Below are 15,834 nucleotides of genomic sequence, written 5' to 3' on the forward strand. Positions count from 1 at the left end.
TCTCGTCCATGAGTGAGATTCTCGATGTGATCGTCATCGGCGGAGGACTCGTCGGGTCCTCCGCCGCATGGCGGCTCGCGGCGCGCGGACGTAGCGTCGTTCAGTTGGAACAGTTCGGGCCGGGGCACAAGCACGGTGCGTCGCACGGTACGTCGCGCATCTACCGTCAGGCGTACGACAATCACCTGTACACAGGGTTGGCGGCCGACGCTCTGCCGTTGTGGCGGGAGTTGGAGGCCACGACGGACATCGGGTTCCTGGAACTGACCGGTGCCGTCGATCACGGTCTGCCGCAGGCAGTGCAGTCCAAGGCGCAGATACTTCTCGAGGCGGGTATCAAGGGCGAGATTCTCACTCCTGCCGAGGCGTCCGCCCGCTGGCCGGGGCTGCGATTCGACACCACCGTGCTCCATCACCCCGATGCGGGCCGGTTGCACGCGGACCGAGCCGTGACCGCGCTGAAAGCGGGAGCGGTGTTCGCCGGTGCCGAGGTCCGTCACGACGTTCGGGTGTTGGCGCTTGCACGTGCGTCGTACGGCGTGGACGTGGTGACGGACGGCGGAACACTCGCAGCTCGTCAGGTCGTGATCGCCGCTGGTGCGTGGACTGAGGACCTGATCGCAGACAGCGGTCTCGGTTCCGAGATCGTGCTGCCGACGCTACGCACGACACAGGAACAACCGGCGCACTTCGCACCGCTCGATCCCGGAGTCGAGTGGCCGAGTTTCGTTCACCACACCGGTGCGCAGTTGGAGACTGCGGGGATCTACGGACTCGGTTCCGAGGACGGCATCAAGATCGGTGAACACGCGACCGGGCCGGTGGTGACTCCGCAGACCCGCGACTACACCCCTGACTCAGCCGGAGAGCAACGATTGGTGGAGTACGCCGAGTCGTGGTTGCCCGGCGTCGATTCCACCCGGGTGGAATCGATCACGTGCCTGTACACGAGCACACCTGACAGTAACTTCGTCGTCGACCGAGTCGGCGCCGTCACGGTGGCAGCGGGATTCTCGGGGCATGGATTCAAATTCGGTCCGGCCTTGGGTGAACTCGTATCGGACCTTGTCGACGGAACCACTCTCGCTCCGGAAGTTTTTCGGCTGGGGGAGCGTTGACCAGATTCATGGAGGAAAGTGTTGTGGCACTGGAGCTCGGGACTCGGCAGCTCGCGGGTATCGGCGCGGTAGAGGTCCACTCGGTCTCGCAGGACGACCCCTTGGCAGCTCCACTGATCGCGGAGTTGGCCCTCGAATACAGTTCGCGTTACGGCGGGACTCGCGAAGCGATGCTCGAGGATCTCACGACGTATCCGGCAGAAGAATTTGCATACCCACAGGGAGCGCTGTTGGTGCTCACCCACGACGGCCGGCCGATCGCCGGCGGTGCGTTTCGTCAATTCGATTCCACCACTGCGGAACTGAAGAGAATCTGGACGTCGGTCGACTATCGGAAGCGTGGCCTAGGCAAGGCCGTCGTTCGTGAGTTGGAACGAGAGATCGAGCTTCGCGGATACAGCCGGGTGTTCCTCACGACGGGTCCTCGGCAACCGGAGGCCGTCGCGCTGTATCTGTCCAGTGGATACACACCGCTTTACGACGCTTCGCTCTCGCCCGAAGAAGTGGGCGTCCACCCGTTCGAGAAGCAGCTTCGGGTGCTCGAAAATGTGACTCGAGCAGCAATTCCTACCGACCGGGTTGACAACACCCGGGTTTGACCTCGTACACTTGCGAACGACCATCCAGAGCGACCGAGAGACCTGGCTCATTGAAGTCGCAGCAACCCCCCGAGTGATCGGGTGCGGGTGCTACCGCCAGGACCGATGGAGGAACACGAAATGAAGGCAGTCGAAGGCGGTTTCGATACCGCCTGGTCGCGTCGTCACGTAGACCTGTGCCGCACCGCGGGATCTTTCTGTACCAACTGACCTCGGTCAGTCATTCACACTCAGGCGAGTCGTCGACAAGTCTGTTTTCTTCTCTCTCACAAGTGATTCGTGCTCGATCGCCTTTTTCGTCTCAGGCGGCGGGTGCGCTCTTCGGCATGCCTCTTTAGGAGTTCTTGGTGTCTTCGCCCTCATTCGGTGCCCGTAAACGCGCGACCGTCATCGCCGGTATCGGTGCTGTCACGGTTCTCGGCACCGTCCTCGCCGGTTGCAGCAGCAACGGAAGTGACAGCGCGGCCGACGCGGGTCCCGCGCAGTCCGGCGGAACCCTTCGCTACGGACTGTCACAGGCGCCGACCTGCGCCGATCCGGCCCAGGCCGGCAGTAACCAGACCGTGTATGTCACTCGGACCGTGGTGGATTCGCTGACCGATCAAAATCCCGACACCGGAGAGATCACCCCGTGGCTCGCCAAGAGTTGGGAGATCAGCCCCGACGCCGCGAGCTTCACGTTCGTTCTTCGCGACGACGCCACCTTCAGCGACGGCACCCCGGTGACGGCGGATTCGGTGAAGAAGACCTTCGACTCGGTCAAGAATCTCGGACCGAACGCGTCGTTGGCGAAGAGTTACCTGTCCGCGTACACCGGTACCGACGTCGTAGATGCCCACACGGCGAAGATCAATTTCTCCGGACCCAATGTTCAGTTCCTGCAGGCAACTTCGACGCCGCAGCTCGGGATCCTCGCAGATTCCACCACCGCGCTGGCTTCCGAGCAGCGTTGCCCCGGTGCAGCGGTGATCGCGTCCGGCCCGTTCGTCTACACCGACTGGCAGCAGGACAAGAGCGTCAAGATCGCCAAGCGTGCGGGATACAACTGGGCGTCGGACGCGGTCGCGCATCAGGGCGAGGCCTACCTCGACGGCGTCGACTTCACGGTGGTCCCCGAATCCGGTGTGCGGGCAGGCAGCGTGGCCTCCGGCCAGCTCGATGCGGTCAGCGATGCGCTTCCACAGGATGCGCCGCAGATCGAGGGCGCCGGTGGACGAATCCTCACAAGGCCGAACCCGGGTGTGAGCTTCTTCTTCCAGCCCAACGTCAGTCGCGGCGTTCTCGCCGATCAGGCTGTTCGCCAGGCCATCATCCCCGCGATCAACCGCCAAGAACTCGTCGACACCGTTCTGGATCCGTCGTTCTTCCCGGCCACGAGCCCGTTGGCTCACACCACTCCGCTCTACAGCGACGAATCCAGTATCGTGACGTACGACGCCGACAAGTCGGCGAAGCTCCTCGACGCGGCCGGTTGGAAGACCGGCAGCGACGGTATCCGCGAGAAGGACGGGCAGAAGCTCACTTTCAGCGTCACCTTCAGTCCGGTGTTCTCGGGTAACCAGGCCATCCTCGAGCTCGTACAGCAGCAGCTCAAGAAGGTCGGCGTCGACCTGCAGCTCAACCTGGTCTCGAACGGTGAATGGACCGAGAAGGGGGTGTCGGGTGATTACGATTCGCTGTACTACAACAGCACTCGCGCGGATGCCGACATCCTGCGGGCATCGTTCAGCACCGAGGGTCGCAACCTGAACCGCCGCGGCGCAGATCCGGAGCTCGACAAGGTACTCACAGACCAGCTTGCAGCCACGGACAACGGCCAACGCGGCGAACTGGTATCCACCGCACAGGAATTGATCCTCGACCGTGGACTCTCCATTCCGACCATCGAACTCTCGCAGGCTATCGGCGCCGGATCGAGTGTGCAGGACCTGAACTTCGAAGCCTCCTCACGACTGCAGTTCTACGACGCATGGTTGTCGGGTAAGTAATCATGACTCGATACGTACTCACCCGACTGGGCCAGGCCGCAGTGGTTCTGTGGGCCGCCTTCACCATCTCGTTCGTGATTCTGTTCCTCTTGCCGAGCGATCCGGTCAGCATGGCTGCCGACTCGTCCGGTCAGGGTGTTGCAGTGGATCAGGCTGCCCTCGATCAGCTTCGGGCACGGTACGGCTTGGACCAGTCGGTGTGGGTGCAGTACTGGACATCGCTGACAAACGCTCTTCGCGGTGATTTCGGTACGTCCATCTCCACCGGCCAGTCGGTGACGGACGCCATCTTCTCGGCGCTGCCCAGCACTCTGGTATTGGCAACCACCGCTTTGGTTCTGGCCGTGTTGTTCGGAGTGGCGATTGCATTCTTCGCTACCTACACCCGCAAGCGGTGGCTCGCGAACCTGTTGTTCTCGCTGCCGCCGCTGGGTGTGGCGGTGCCTACTTTCTGGGTGGGCTTGATTCTCCTGCAGCTCTTCTCGTTCCGTCTGCACATCTTCCCGGCATTCGGCGACAAAGGTTTCGCAACGGTGATTCTTCCGGCGATCACCTTGGCGATCCCGACCGGCGCGGTGATCGCGCAGGTGCTCACGACCAGCCTGCAGTCGACGCTACGTTCGCCGCACGTGGAGACTGCGTACGCCAAGGGCGCGAGCCGGTGGCGTGTGCAGACCCGTCACGCGTTGCGACTGGCGAGTATTCCGGCATTCACCATCGCCGGAGTGCTGGTCGGCACGCTGCTGGCCGGCTCGGTGGTCGTGGAAACGGTGTTCTCCCGCGCGGGCGTCGGGCGTCTGACTCAGACGTCGGTGATGGCGCAGGACATCCCGGTGGTGCAGGGAGTCGTCGTGTTCGCCTCTCTCGTGTTCGTGCTCGTCAACCTCGCGGTCGACCTCTTCTACCCCTTGATAGATCCACGGATCATCCAGACGAAGAAGAGTCACACCGAAAAGTCGAATATCGAAAGCTCGACCGATCTGGAGCCGGCCCATGTCTGACACATTGATCGAACCCCTACTCCTCGATCCGAGCGTCGAGGCGAAGGAGCCAGTGGTTTCACGCCGAAGGTCCACTGCCATCGGTTGGATCCGCAAGCCTGGTCTGGTCATTCCGGTGCTGATCGTGTTGCTTGCCATCGGCTTTGCCGTCGCACCCGGATTCTTCGCCAGTGGCGATCCGCTGTCCGGTGTCCCTGCCGACAAACTGCAGGGCCCGAGCCTGGCTCACTGGTTCGGAACCGACAATCTCGGACGTGACCTCTACACGCGGTTCGTGCACGGTGCCGCGCTGTCCCTGACCGCGACCTTGGTCGCGGTGGGAATCGCATTGGTGGCGGGATCGCTCATCGGTCTGCTTGCGGGTTTCGTCGGTGGTGTCGTCGACGCCGTGCTGATGCGCATCGTCGACGTTCTGCTGTCCATTCCGGCGCTGCTGCTTTCGCTGGCATTGGTGACCGCACTCGGCTTCGGCACCATCAACGTCGCCATCGCGGTCGGCGTCAGCATGGTCGCGAACTTTGCGCGAGTGATGCGTGCCGAAGTGATGCGGGTGCGCGGCGCTCAGTACGTCGAGGCCGCGTTCAGTTCGGGTGTGCAGTGGCTCGGTGTCCTGCGTCGGCATGTGCTGCCCAACTCCTACGCGCCCGTGGTCGCGCTGTCCGCAGTCGAGTTCGGGCAGGCTGTGCTGGCCGTGTCGGCACTGAGCTTCTTGGGATTCGGCGCCGTTCCACCTACCCCTGAATGGGGATCGCTGGTATCCGAGGGACGCAATTTCCTCGCCAATGCCTGGTGGATGACAACACTTCCCGGTCTCGCGATTGTCGCCGTGGTCATCTCGGCACACCGAATCGGCCACGAGATCGAAAGGAACAACCGACGATGAGCACGACCGAGGATCAGTTGCTTTCCGTCACCGACCTACAGATCTCCTACGGCAACGAGCCCGCGGTATCCGGCGTGAGCTTCACCGTCGGCCGTGGTGAAGTAGTTGCGGTGGTCGGGGAATCGGGTTCGGGTAAGTCGACCACGGCCCACGCGATATTGGGTCTGCTCGCCGGCAGCGGTCACGTCACCGGCGGGACCGTCGAGTTCGAAGGTGAACGAATCGACTCGTACTCCGACCGTGCGTGGCAGCGAATCCGCGGCGCGCGTGTCGGTTTGGTGCCGCAGGATCCGACGACTTCGCTCAACCCGGTGACGCGGATCGGCGACCAGGTTGCCGAAGTCCTGCGGATCCACGGCCTCGCCGACCGTCGCAAAGCGCGGTTGGACGCCGTCGAGGTGCTCGAGCGCGCGGGTATCGACCGACCGGAGATCCGAGCACGCCAGTACCCACACGAGCTGTCCGGCGGTATGCGGCAACGAGTTCTGATCGGCATCGCGCTTGTCGCGAACCCGGCCCTCATCATCGCCGACGAGCCGACCAGTGCTCTCGACGTCACGGTTCAACGACGCATTCTCGACCATCTCGACGAGCGGATTGCCGAATCCGGTGCCGCCGTGCTCCTGATCACGCACGACCTGGGCGTGGCCGCAGATCGTTCGGACCGGATCCTGGTCATGCAGGGCGGCAGAATCGTCGAATCCGGCCGTACCGCAGATATTCTGGACAACCCGCGACACGAGTACACGAAGAAACTTCTCAACTCGGCTCCGAGCCTGTCCTCGGGACCGGTCGATCGCCCGGTCCGCCAGGACACGAGCCCGCTGTTGACGTTGACCGGAATCACCAAGCGGTTCAACGTCGGACGCGGGAGTTCGATCACCGCGGTGAACGAAGTGTCGCTGACTGTTCCGCGGGGACAGACCGTCTCGCTGGTGGGGGAGTCGGGCTCGGGCAAGTCGACCACGGCGCGCATCGCCGTGCGATTGGAACAGCCGGATGCCGGCACCATCTCCTTCGACGGCCACGACATCACGAAGGTCAAGGGCAGCGACTTGCGCGAGCTACGTCGAAAGATCCAGCTCGTGTACCAGAACCCTTATGCATCGCTCGACCCGAAATTGTCCGTCCAGGACATCGTGGCGGAGCCGCTGCGGGCCTTCAAGGTTGGTGGAGGCAGCCAGCAGCAGACTCGTGCAGCAGAGTTGCTCGATCAGGTTGCACTTCCCGATCAGTTCCTCAGTCGCAAGCCTGCCGAACTCTCGGGCGGTCAGCGTCAACGGGTGGCGATCGCCCGCGCGCTCGCGCTGAAGCCGGACCTGCTCGTTCTCGACGAACCGGTATCCGCTCTCGACGTCTCGGTGCAAGCGCAGATTCTGGCTCTACTCGACGAGTTGCAGCGAGAACTGGGCCTGACCTATCTCTTCATCTCCCACGATCTGGCGGTAGTTCGCCAGATCAGCGACGTCGTCGGCGTCATGCAGGCCGGGAGATTGCTCGAAATCGGCACTACCACCGAGATTTTCGACAATCCCCGAAACGAGTACACCCGCACACTTCTCGACGCGATCCCCGGGCGGGATCATTCGACACGAAAGGCCGAACATGTCCGAGCGTAGTTCCGGAGCATTCCTGGTCGGCCTCGAATTCGAGGGCACCGGCGCTCATCCGTATTCCTGGCGGCGCGAGGACTCACGCGCCGAAGATCTGTTCACGCCGTCGTACTGGGTGGACCTGGTGACCGCCGCGGATCGGGGTGGCGTAGACCTGGCATTCCTCCCGGATTCTTTCGGACTGCAATCCGAGGGCCGGCACGCCGTGCGGGGCAGGTTGGAGGCTGTGGCGACTGCAGCGCGGCTCAGTGCTGTGACCTCGCGTATCGGCCTGATCCCCACGGCGACGGTCACACACACCGAACCGTTCCACATCTCCAAGGCCGTCGCGAGTATCGACTACTCCTCCGCGGGGCGGGCCGGCTGGCAGGTCGCGGTGTCCGACACCGCCGAGCAGGCAGCATTGTTCGGCCGGAAGGCGGTGCAGGCTCCGGAGTCCGCGTGGGAAGAAGCCTCCGAGGCGATCGAGGTGGTCAGCCGGCTGTGGGACAGCTGGGAGGACGACGCCGAGATACGTGACGCGGCGAGCGGACGATTCATCGATCGCGACAAGCTGCACTACATCGATTTCGAGGGAAAGAACTTTTCCGTCAAGGGTCCGTCCATCACACCGCGCTCCCCGCAGGGGCAGCCACTGATCGCCGTCGACGCCAGTCGACCGGAGGCTCGCGACCTCGCTGTTGCGCGCGGAGATCTGATTCGGATCTCGGCAACCGACCTCGGTGAGGCGAAAGCCACGGCCAAGCTGGTCCATTCGAGTGCCGCTGCCCTCGGGCGAAGCGTCAGGGTTCTCCTCGATGTCGACGTTCTTCTCGGCGCCGACCGCGGAGCGGCCGACGACGCCTTGGCCGAACTCGAGGAATGGGCGGGAGCGCCGTACACCCCACACTCGCTGTTCTATCGCGGTGACAGCGCGGGTTTGACTGTTCTGCTGCGCGAGATCGGTGGGCTTGCCGGGATCGACGGAGTAGTTCTGCGCCCGCTGGCACTGGCCGCCGCAGTGGAAAAGATTGCGACGGACGTGGTGCGAACTCTCAATCCGCGACCGAGTATCGCCCCCACGCTGCGCGAGCGGTTGGGCTTCGAGTTGCCCGTCAATCAGTTCGCGTAGCGCGAGAAAAGAACAGGAACACCGATGACACAGAACAGGATTCGCAAGCAAGTTCATCTGGGCGCTCACTTCCCCGGCGTGAACAACACCACGGTGTGGACCGATCCGGCGTCCAAGAGCCAGATCGAGTTCAGCTCCTTCGAGCATCTCGCACGCAGTGCCGAACGCGGATTGTTCGACTTCTTCTTCCTCGCAGAGGGTTTGCGCCTACGCGAGCATCAGGGCAAGATTCACGACCTCGACGTGGTCGGTCGCCCCGACACTTTCAGTATTCTCAACGCGGTTGCCGGAGTGACAACGCATCTCGGCCTGGCCGGGACGATCAACACCACGTTCAACGAGCCGTACGAGTTGGCCAAGCAGTTCTCGACGCTCGATCATCTCTCCGACGGCCGCGCCGCCTGGAATCTGGTGACCTCCTCGGATGCATTCACCGGCGAGAACTTCCGCCGCGGTGGGTATCTGGAGCATGCCGAGCGGTATGCACGAGCCAACGAGTTGGTCGACGCAGTGCGGACGCTGTGGGACAGTTGGAGCATCGATCGTCCGATCATCGATCGTGAGCGCGGTATTTTTGCCACCGACCAGCAGGTCGGTCAGTTCCAACACTCCGGTAAGCAGTTCGACATCGCCGGACGATTCGAGGTTCCTCGGAGTCCACAGGGGCACCCAGTTCTGTTGCAGGCAGGAGACTCCGACGAAGGACGCGAGTTCGGCGCGGCCAAGGCGGACGCCATCTTCACCGGACACGGAACGCTCGAAGCAGGCAAGGCCTTCTACGCCGACGTGAAGGGACGCTTGGCCAAGTACGGACGCACGCACGCAGACCTCAAGATTCTCCCCGCTGCCACCTTCGTCCTCGGTGACAACGCCGCGGACGCACAGGAGAAGGCGTATCACATTCGTCGGCAGCAGGTCGGGCCCCAGACTGCCATCGCTTTTCTCGAACAGGTGTGGGGCAGAGACCTTTCGCAGTACGACGCCGACGGCCCCTTGCCGAAGGAAGATCCGTCGGACGACGTCAACATCACCCGCGGACGCGTCCGGCACGTCAAGGATCCGCGAGCGGTTGCCGATCAGTGGCGTGCGAAGGCGGAGGCCGAAAACCTCAGCATCCGTGAACTCATCATCGAAGTGACTGCCCGCCAACAGTTCGTGGGCAGTCCCGCCGAGGTGGCTGCCGAGATCGACAGCTACGTCCAGGGCGACGCGAGCGACGGATTCATCCTCGTTCCCCACCTCACCCCCGGTGGCCTCGACGAGTTCATCGACACGGTCGTACCGGAACTGCAGGACCGCGGCAGTTTCCGCACCGAATACTCAGGAAACACCTTGCGCAGCCATCTGGGGCTGCGCCACCCGCACGAGCAGGCTGAAGGAGTCCGCGCATCATGACCGTTACCGACACGTCCACCAGCACCTTCACAGGCGATTGGAATGTTTGGCATGCCTCGCGCGACGCCACCTTCAGTGAACCACTCGGCTGGCTGAGCTTGACTGCGTTGCACTGGCTGGTGGACACCGATTCCACCTTCGCGGATCTGCCGGGTGCATGGCGCGCCGACGCGAATGCCGTTGTCGTCACCGCGACACCGGCCGACGACCTCTCGATCGACGGTGTCGCAGTGGACGGTTCAGCCACTCTGAATCCGATCGAGGGTGCGCCGGGACTGATCGTCAAGCAGGGTGCACGGCTGGTCGAGGTCATCCGCCGCACCGGTGAGGTGGCACTGCGGATTCATGATTCGTCGGCCCCGGCATTGGCACGGTTCAGTGGCATTCCGACCTTCGAGCCGAATCCGCAGTGGCGCATCGACGGTGTCTTCACTGCTTTCGAGGAGGCTCGCACGGTCACGACGGGCGCGGTCGTCGAGCGCCTCGAGCATCATCACGACGCCAGGGGAACCATCGGCTTCGAACACGAAGGTGAAACGCACACGCTGATTGCGTTCGCGGGCAAGGACAACGGCTTTCACATCCTGTTCACCGATGCGACCAGTGGTGTGTCCACCTACCCGGCGGCACGCTCGCTGCACGTGAGCGCACCGGAGCCCGGTGGCGCGGTAGTCCTCGATTTCAACCGGGCGTCGAACCTGCCCTGCGCCTTCACCGATTACGCGACGTGCCCCGTCGCTCCCGCCGAGAATCGTTTGCCGTTCGCGGTGGAAGCCGGCGAGAAGACACCGAATACCCGCGACGGAAGCGCACCGAGGTGAGCGCGCCGCTGTCCGTACTCGACCTCTCGCCGATCAGTGAGGGCGGAACGGCCCGCCAGGCCTTGCGGAACTCGTTGGACCTCGCTCGTTCTGCCGAAGCGTGGGGATACAAGCGTTACTGGGTCGCCGAACACCACTTCGTCGGCGTAGCGAGCTCGTCACCGGCCGTGCTTGTCGGACTGATTGCGGCCGCGACCAACACCATTCGCGTCGGCTCGGCTGCCGTGCTGCTGGGCAACAACACGGCAGCTCAGGTGGTCGAGGCCTTCGGTACCGTCGAAGCGTTGTACCCGGGTCGTATCGATCTCGGTATCGGGCGCAGCGGACAGCGTCGGGTGGAGGCACTTCGCGCCGTCGCTGCCGGAACGCCTGCCCCGGCAGAATCGAAGCGTGAGGCGGTCGTGCGTGAGGGCGTCGTGATCCCGGCGCCCTTCGATCCCACCGGGCTCCTCACGTCACCGCGCTTGCAGGCGTCGTTCGAGGCGCTGGCCTTTCCGGGAGCGCAGGCGCCCGATTTCGAGCAGCAGGTCGACGACATACTTTCACTCCTGAACGGCACTCACCGCACCCGTGACGGCATCGACTTGCACGCCAGTCCCGGCGAGGATGCCGACGTCGAATTGTGGGTGTTCGGAAGCAGTGCAGGCCCCAGCGCCGAGCTGGCCGGACGGCTCGGATTGCCGTTCGGTGCGAATTATCATGTGGCGCCGTCGAGTACGCTTGATGCCGTCGAGGCATACCGCGCAGCATTCCGCCCGTCGGACGTCCTCTCGGAGCCGTACGTGGTCGTGTCCGCGGATGTTGTTGCTGCGGAAGACGATGCGACGGCGAGAGAGTTGGCGTCGACGTTCGGACACTGGACACACAGCATCCGCAGCGGGCACGGAGCAATACCGTATCCCGATCCGGCGACGGCGCTCCCACTTTCCGATGCCGACAGAGCAGTGGTGGAGGATCGGCTGATCACGCAGTTCGTCGGTTCACCCACCACCGTCGCCGACAGGCTCGAGAGTTTGCAGAAGCTCACCGGGGCGGACGAATTGGTGATCACCGGGGTGACCTATCGGCACGAGGATCGCCTGCGCTCGTACGAGCTGCTGGCCAAGGAATGGGGACTACCCGCACTACTCGCAGCATGAGCTCGCCTGGTCCATTAGTGTCGAATGATGTTTTCACCTCGAGATGCGCTTGCGCTTGCTCTTGACGTAGCGCGTGAGGGCATGGAGCTCGGGGAGATGCCGATCGGCGCAGTCGTGTTCGACGACGACCGTGTGCTCGGGCGGGCGTATACGCAAGAACGGGCACTGGGCCGACGGGTAGTCCATGCGGACCTTCAAGCGATCTTGCAGGCCGACGAGGCTCTCGGGTTCACTCGAGCGTCAGGAGAATTGACCTTGGCGGTCAATCTCGAACCATGTCTGATGTGCATGGGTGCGGCGATCACGCTCGGTGTGACCCGGGTGTGGTTCGCTGAATACGCCACTGGCACCGGCCCCGCCGGTATGCGGGACTGGGCGCGCAGTCTCACCTGAGGCCACGGCCTGCGATGAGGGCGGTGAAGCTCACGCCCCGATAGCGCCGGCGATCATCGGCCACGACGCACGCATGTCGGCTTCGAAGAGCCCCCAGGTGTGGGTGCCCTCGGGTCGGAAGCTGAACGTCGCGGGAATGCCGAGCTGGCCGAATCGACCTTGCAGAGCGGCGGTGCACATGTTGGTGATGCCTTCGAGCACAGCGCCGGGAACGACGCCGGCAGCCATGGCCAGTGAGTTGATTCCGTCCACAGGGCCGGGAAGGCCGTTGCCGGTGGAGATGAACAACGCTGTCCCGCGCAGTTTCTCGGCGTTGATCAGCGGGTCGTGCGCAGCCCACTGCGGGCTACCCCACGGACCCCACATGTTGGCTGCGTTGCCGCCGCCGAGTATCTCGACCATCGAGCGCACCGCTGCCTGACCGAGCGGGTCGCCGGCGCGCGGACAGCCACTGTACGAGCCGACGGCGCGGTAGGTGCCCGGCGACTGGATCGCGAGGTCCAGAACCGGTCCACCCGCCATCGACACACCGCCCAGAGCGTTGACGCCGGTCGTGTTGTACCGAGCGTTGACCGCCGCCGGTAGTTCCTTGGTGAGGTACGTCTGCCATTTGTTGCGGCCGAGCACCGGATCGTCGGCGTTCCAATCGGTGTACATGCTGAACTTGCCGCCGACCGGCATGACCACGTTGACGTGCTTGTCGTCGAAGAAGTCACGAACTCCGGTGTTGTTGAACCACGAGATTCCGTCCTCGCCGCCGCCGACGCCGGTCAACAGATAGAAGGTCGGCGCGGGGCCACCTCCGGCCGGGGAAATCACGTCGTTGGCGATCCAGCGGTCCATCGACGGGGAGTAGACGTCGATGCGACTGACCACGGAATCCGCGCTCGCGGTCGGCGCGCTGAGGCCGAGAAAGCCGGCGGCCATGGCCACCGCCATCGTCAGCCGAACCGTGAATCGACGTGTCTTCATATTTCCCCCCAGGCGCAAGCCGGACAGCGTATTTGTGCCTTCCAACAGTGGCACAATGCGAAGAGGAGTGACGAATGTCCGGGTAACAGTCGTATAAGAAGATGGAGACAATTGCGTGGGATCGCAGTCGCACCACCCCGAATCCGACGTGATTCGGCTGGCCTTCGGGCTGGCTGCGATCACGGCCGGTGCGGCGCGCAGAACCGCTGGTCTCGCCCTTGATTCGGTGCAGCGGATCCCCGTAGTCGGTGGCACCCTCGACGACGCGATCACCCAGGTCACCACTCGCGGCACTGACGCGATCCGCTCGACGGCGGAATTTGCCGATTCCACGTTGAGGACGGTGATCAAAGCTGTCGTCGACGCTGCTCTGGCCGAAGTCGACATCACGAAAATCGTCGTCGATCACGTCGACATCGACAAGATCGCCGAGAACATCGACGTGGACAAGATTGCCGAACGGGTCTCGCTCGAACCGATCATCGACCGGGTCGACGTGGACGAGATCGCAAGCCGCCTCGACGTCAAAGCTGTGATCGACCGCCTCGACCTCGACGGCATAGTCGACACGGTCGACCTCGAACGCCAGGTCAACCGCATCGACCTCGTCAAGATCGCCGACCAGGTCATCGAGGGTGTCGACCTCCCCCAGATGATTCGTGAATCGACCGGTTCACTCTCCACCGAGGCCGTGCACGGGGCGCGCGTGCAGGGCATGCAGGCGGACGACGCTGTCGCCGGGTTCGTCGGCCGCCTGTTCGGCCGCGACAACGCACCGTCACCAGAAAAGCCGTCACCAGAAAAGCCGTCACCAGAAAAGCCGGCACCAGAGACCGATCCGAAGACGAACGCAGGCGAACGCTAGTGGCCCAGGAGAGTTCCGGCCCGGCCGGCATCGTCACCCGTGGACTCGCCGGACTGATCGACCTGGGCGTCGTCCTGCTCCTGATGGGTTCCGTGTACGTGGGCTTCGCCTTCGTCCGACTGCTCTTCTCGCCGCAGAGTTTCACGTTCTCGGAACCGGGAATCTTCCTGTCCACGACGGCATTTCTCGGTGTCTCGGTGGCGTATCTGACCGCCTGTTGGGCGACCACCGGCCGGACCGTCGGCTCCCTCGTGATGGGGCTTCGGGTGATCACGTCGGGTCACCGGCTGGTCCGTTGGCCGTTGGCCTTCATCCGAGCGGTGCTTTGCGTACTCTTCGCCTTCGGATTGCTGTGGTCGGCGGTCGATCGACGACGACGATCGTTGCAGGACATCGTTCTGCGCACCGAGGTCGTCTACGACTGGCGTCAGGACCCGGATCTGGTGGCACCCCACGGAGGCGAGCACGCATGAGCGAACCGAACCGCCCGGACGAGCGCTTCACACTCGCCAGTGAGCGCACCTTCCTCGCCTGGATGCGTAGCTCACTCGCCTTGCTGGCGGGCGGCATTGCCGTCGTCCAGTTGGTGCCGGAATGGAGTACCGGGTGGGTTCGTACGACTCTCGGTCTGACGCTGATCGCTCTCGCCGCGGCGGCCGCCCTCGTGGGTATGCGACGCTGGCTACAGGTGAAGAAGGCGCTCGAGGACGGAGCGGCGATGCCGGAACCGCACGCATTGTGGCTGTTTGCACTGGCATTGGCCGGGGTTGCCGTCGCAGCCGGTGTGGCAACGGTGGTTACCAGCCTCGCTCGCTGAGACAGGCAGAGAAGTCCGAGCGGTGTCTGGATAGTCTGCAAAGAACGAGAAGCACGTCAGAGAAGTAAACGAAACAGACGACAAGGGAGTGCACGGTGGCGCAGGAACTCAAGCTCGGATACAAGGCATCGGCTGAGCAATTCGGCCCTCGCGAACTGGTAGAGCTGGCAGTTCTGGCAGAGCAGCACGGCATGGATTCCGTTGCGGTGAGCGATCATTTCCAGCCGTGGCGACACAACGGTGGACACGCGCCCTTCTCACTCGCCTGGATGACGGCCGTCGGTGAGCGCACCGAGCGCGTGCAGATCGGCACGTCCGTGATGACGCCGACGTTCCGCTACAACCCGGCGGTCATCGCTCAGGCGTTCGCGACTATGGGATGTCTCTACCCGGGGCGCGTCATGCTCGGCGTCGGCAGCGGTGAGGCTCTCAACGAGATCGCGACCGGCTTCCAGGGCGAATGGCCCGAGTTCAAGGAACGCTTCGCGCGCCTGCGTGAGTCCGTGCGGCTGATGCGCGAGCTGTGGCTGGGCGATCGTGTCGACTTCGAAGGCGAGTACTTCACCACTCGTGGCGCCTCGATCTACGACGTTCCCGAGGGTGGGATTCCCGTGTACATCGCGGCCGGTGGACCCGTTGTCGCCCGGTACGCGGGACGCGCCGGCGACGGCTTCATCTGCACCTCGGGCAAGGGCATGGAGCTCTACACCGAGAAACTGCTTCCCGCCGTAGCCGAGGGCGCTGCGAAGGCCGAGCGCGACGTCGCCGACATCGACAAGATGATCGAGATCAAGATCAGCTACGACACCGACCCGGAGGCCGCACTCGAGAACACGCGCTTCTGGGCGCCGCTGTCCCTGACACCGGAGCAGAAGCACAGCATCGAGGACCCGATCGAAATGGAAGCAGCTGCCGACGCTCTGCCCATCGAGCAGGTGGCCAAGCGCTGGATCGTCGCTTCCGATCCCGACGACGCCGTCGAGCAGGTCAAGGCCTACGTCGACGCCGGTCTCAATCACCTGGTGTTCCACGCACCGGGCCATGATCAGCGCCGGTTCCTCGAACTGTTCGAGCGTGACCTGGCGCCGCGCCTGCGCGCTCTGGGCTGATTCCCGAGAT

General features: G+C 63.8%; 17 protein-coding genes and 1 riboswitch. Of the genes, 16 read left to right on the forward strand and 1 reads right to left on the reverse strand.

The window, feature by feature from the left end:
- Positions 1-8: 8 nt before the first annotated feature.
- From V3587_RS13455 to V3587_RS13510, 12 genes are all read left to right on the forward strand, one after another.
- Positions 9-1,118 (forward strand): FAD-dependent oxidoreductase, encoded by a 1,110-nt coding sequence (locus tag V3587_RS13455; RefSeq protein ID WP_095972403.1) that lies wholly within the window; start codon positions 9-11, stop codon positions 1,116-1,118.
- 8 nt (positions 1,119-1,126) lie between these two features.
- Positions 1,127-1,717, forward strand: coding sequence for a GNAT family N-acetyltransferase (locus tag V3587_RS13460; RefSeq protein WP_283376811.1), 591 nt, complete (start codon positions 1,127-1,129; stop codon positions 1,715-1,717).
- Between the two features lie 17 nt (positions 1,718-1,734).
- Positions 1,735-1,829, forward strand: a riboswitch (SAM riboswitch).
- An 8-nt stretch (positions 1,830-1,837) separates the two neighbouring features.
- Complete coding sequence (locus tag V3587_RS13465) at positions 1,838-1,927, forward strand: putative leader peptide (RefSeq protein WP_310504006.1); 90 nt, start codon at positions 1,838-1,840, stop codon at positions 1,925-1,927.
- Positions 1,928-2,064: 137 nt separating this feature from the next.
- Positions 2,065-3,705 (forward strand): ABC transporter substrate-binding protein, encoded by a 1,641-nt coding sequence (locus V3587_RS13470; protein ID WP_283376810.1) that lies wholly within the window; start codon positions 2,065-2,067, stop codon positions 3,703-3,705.
- Positions 3,706-3,707: 2 nt separating this feature from the next.
- Positions 3,708-4,706, forward strand: coding sequence for an ABC transporter permease (locus V3587_RS13475; RefSeq protein WP_095972401.1), 999 nt, complete (start codon positions 3,708-3,710; stop codon positions 4,704-4,706).
- Positions 4,699-5,589: an ABC transporter permease gene (locus V3587_RS13480; protein ID WP_200314180.1), complete on the forward strand. Its 891-nt coding sequence runs from the start codon at positions 4,699-4,701 to the stop codon at positions 5,587-5,589. The genes V3587_RS13475 and V3587_RS13480 overlap by 8 nt, the downstream gene beginning before the upstream one ends.
- Positions 5,586-7,208: a dipeptide ABC transporter ATP-binding protein gene (locus V3587_RS13485; protein ID WP_283376809.1), complete on the forward strand. Its 1,623-nt coding sequence runs from the start codon at positions 5,586-5,588 to the stop codon at positions 7,206-7,208. The genes V3587_RS13480 and V3587_RS13485 overlap by 4 nt, the downstream gene beginning before the upstream one ends.
- A complete protein-coding gene (locus tag V3587_RS13490) occupies positions 7,195-8,313 on the forward strand; it encodes an LLM class flavin-dependent oxidoreductase (protein ID WP_283376808.1) in 1,119 nt (372 codons plus the stop codon). The genes V3587_RS13485 and V3587_RS13490 overlap by 14 nt, the downstream gene beginning before the upstream one ends.
- 24 nt (positions 8,314-8,337) lie before the next feature.
- Entirely contained in the window at positions 8,338-9,708 is a 1,371-nt protein-coding gene (locus V3587_RS13495) for an NtaA/DmoA family FMN-dependent monooxygenase (protein WP_283376807.1), read from the forward strand.
- Positions 9,705-10,529: a DUF1684 domain-containing protein gene (locus tag V3587_RS13500; protein WP_283376806.1), complete on the forward strand. Its 825-nt coding sequence runs from the start codon at positions 9,705-9,707 to the stop codon at positions 10,527-10,529. The genes V3587_RS13495 and V3587_RS13500 overlap by 4 nt, the downstream gene beginning before the upstream one ends.
- Positions 10,526-11,668: an LLM class flavin-dependent oxidoreductase gene (locus tag V3587_RS13505; protein ID WP_283376805.1), complete on the forward strand. Its 1,143-nt coding sequence runs from the start codon at positions 10,526-10,528 to the stop codon at positions 11,666-11,668. The genes V3587_RS13500 and V3587_RS13505 overlap by 4 nt, the downstream gene beginning before the upstream one ends.
- Positions 11,669-11,695: 27 nt before the next feature.
- Positions 11,696-12,061, forward strand: a complete 366-nt coding sequence (locus V3587_RS13510; protein ID WP_283376804.1) for a nucleoside deaminase — start codon at positions 11,696-11,698, stop codon at positions 12,059-12,061.
- Between the two features lie 30 nt (positions 12,062-12,091).
- Here V3587_RS13510 and V3587_RS13515 read toward each other — a convergent pair whose 3' ends face one another.
- Positions 12,092-13,033: an alpha/beta hydrolase gene (locus V3587_RS13515; RefSeq protein ID WP_003944347.1), complete on the reverse strand. Its 942-nt coding sequence runs from the start codon at positions 13,031-13,033 to the stop codon at positions 12,092-12,094.
- Positions 13,034-13,148: 115 nt separating this feature from the next.
- Here V3587_RS13515 and V3587_RS13520 point away from each other — a divergent pair, with 115 nt between their 5' ends.
- The 4 genes from V3587_RS13520 (at position 13,149) to fgd (ending at position 15,824) form a co-directional block, all read left to right on the forward strand.
- Positions 13,149-13,898 (forward strand): hypothetical protein, encoded by a 750-nt coding sequence (locus V3587_RS13520; RefSeq protein ID WP_283376803.1) that lies wholly within the window; start codon positions 13,149-13,151, stop codon positions 13,896-13,898.
- Positions 13,898-14,371 (forward strand): RDD family protein, encoded by a 474-nt coding sequence (locus tag V3587_RS13525; protein WP_003944375.1) that lies wholly within the window; start codon positions 13,898-13,900, stop codon positions 14,369-14,371. The genes V3587_RS13520 and V3587_RS13525 overlap by 1 nt, the downstream gene beginning before the upstream one ends.
- Entirely contained in the window at positions 14,368-14,715 is a 348-nt protein-coding gene (locus V3587_RS13530) for a YidH family protein (RefSeq protein ID WP_003944317.1), read from the forward strand. Before V3587_RS13525 ends, V3587_RS13530 begins: the two co-directional genes overlap by 4 nt.
- Positions 14,716-14,810: 95 nt before the next feature.
- Positions 14,811-15,824, forward strand: coding sequence for a glucose-6-phosphate dehydrogenase (coenzyme-F420) (gene fgd, locus V3587_RS13535; RefSeq protein ID WP_283376802.1), 1,014 nt, complete (start codon positions 14,811-14,813; stop codon positions 15,822-15,824).
- The last annotated feature ends 10 nt before the right edge of the window (positions 15,825-15,834 follow it).

Source organism: Rhodococcus sp. IEGM 1306, assembly GCF_036541985.1.
In the GTDB taxonomy this organism is placed as follows: Bacteria; Actinomycetota; Actinomycetes; order Mycobacteriales; family Mycobacteriaceae; genus Rhodococcus_F; species Rhodococcus_F qingshengii.

Bases quoted from the DNA above. Each gene is read 5' to 3' on its own strand.
- V3587_RS13455 (WP_095972403.1), top strand. From the start codon at position 9: ATGAGTGAGATTCTCGATGTGATCGTCATCGGCGGAGGACTCGTCGGG.
- V3587_RS13460 (WP_283376811.1), top strand. From the start codon at position 1,127: ATGGAGGAAAGTGTTGTGGCACTGGAGCTCGGGACTCGGCAGCTCGCG.
- V3587_RS13465 (WP_310504006.1), top strand. From the start codon at position 1,838: ATGAAGGCAGTCGAAGGCGGTTTCGATACCGCCTGGTCGCGTCGTCAC.
- V3587_RS13475 (WP_095972401.1), top strand. From the start codon at position 3,708: ATGACTCGATACGTACTCACCCGACTGGGCCAGGCCGCAGTGGTTCTG.
- V3587_RS13480 (WP_200314180.1), top strand. From the start codon at position 4,699: ATGTCTGACACATTGATCGAACCCCTACTCCTCGATCCGAGCGTCGAG.
- V3587_RS13485 (WP_283376809.1), top strand. From the start codon at position 5,586: ATGAGCACGACCGAGGATCAGTTGCTTTCCGTCACCGACCTACAGATC.
- V3587_RS13490 (WP_283376808.1), top strand. From the start codon at position 7,195: ATGTCCGAGCGTAGTTCCGGAGCATTCCTGGTCGGCCTCGAATTCGAG.
- V3587_RS13495 (WP_283376807.1), top strand. From the start codon at position 8,338: ATGACACAGAACAGGATTCGCAAGCAAGTTCATCTGGGCGCTCACTTC.
- V3587_RS13500 (WP_283376806.1), top strand. From the start codon at position 9,705: ATGACCGTTACCGACACGTCCACCAGCACCTTCACAGGCGATTGGAAT.
- V3587_RS13510 (WP_283376804.1), top strand. From the start codon at position 11,696: ATGTTTTCACCTCGAGATGCGCTTGCGCTTGCTCTTGACGTAGCGCGT.
- V3587_RS13515 (WP_003944347.1), bottom strand. From the start codon at position 13,033: ATGAAGACACGTCGATTCACGGTTCGGCTGACGATGGCGGTGGCCATG.
- V3587_RS13530 (WP_003944317.1), top strand. From the start codon at position 14,368: ATGAGCGAACCGAACCGCCCGGACGAGCGCTTCACACTCGCCAGTGAG.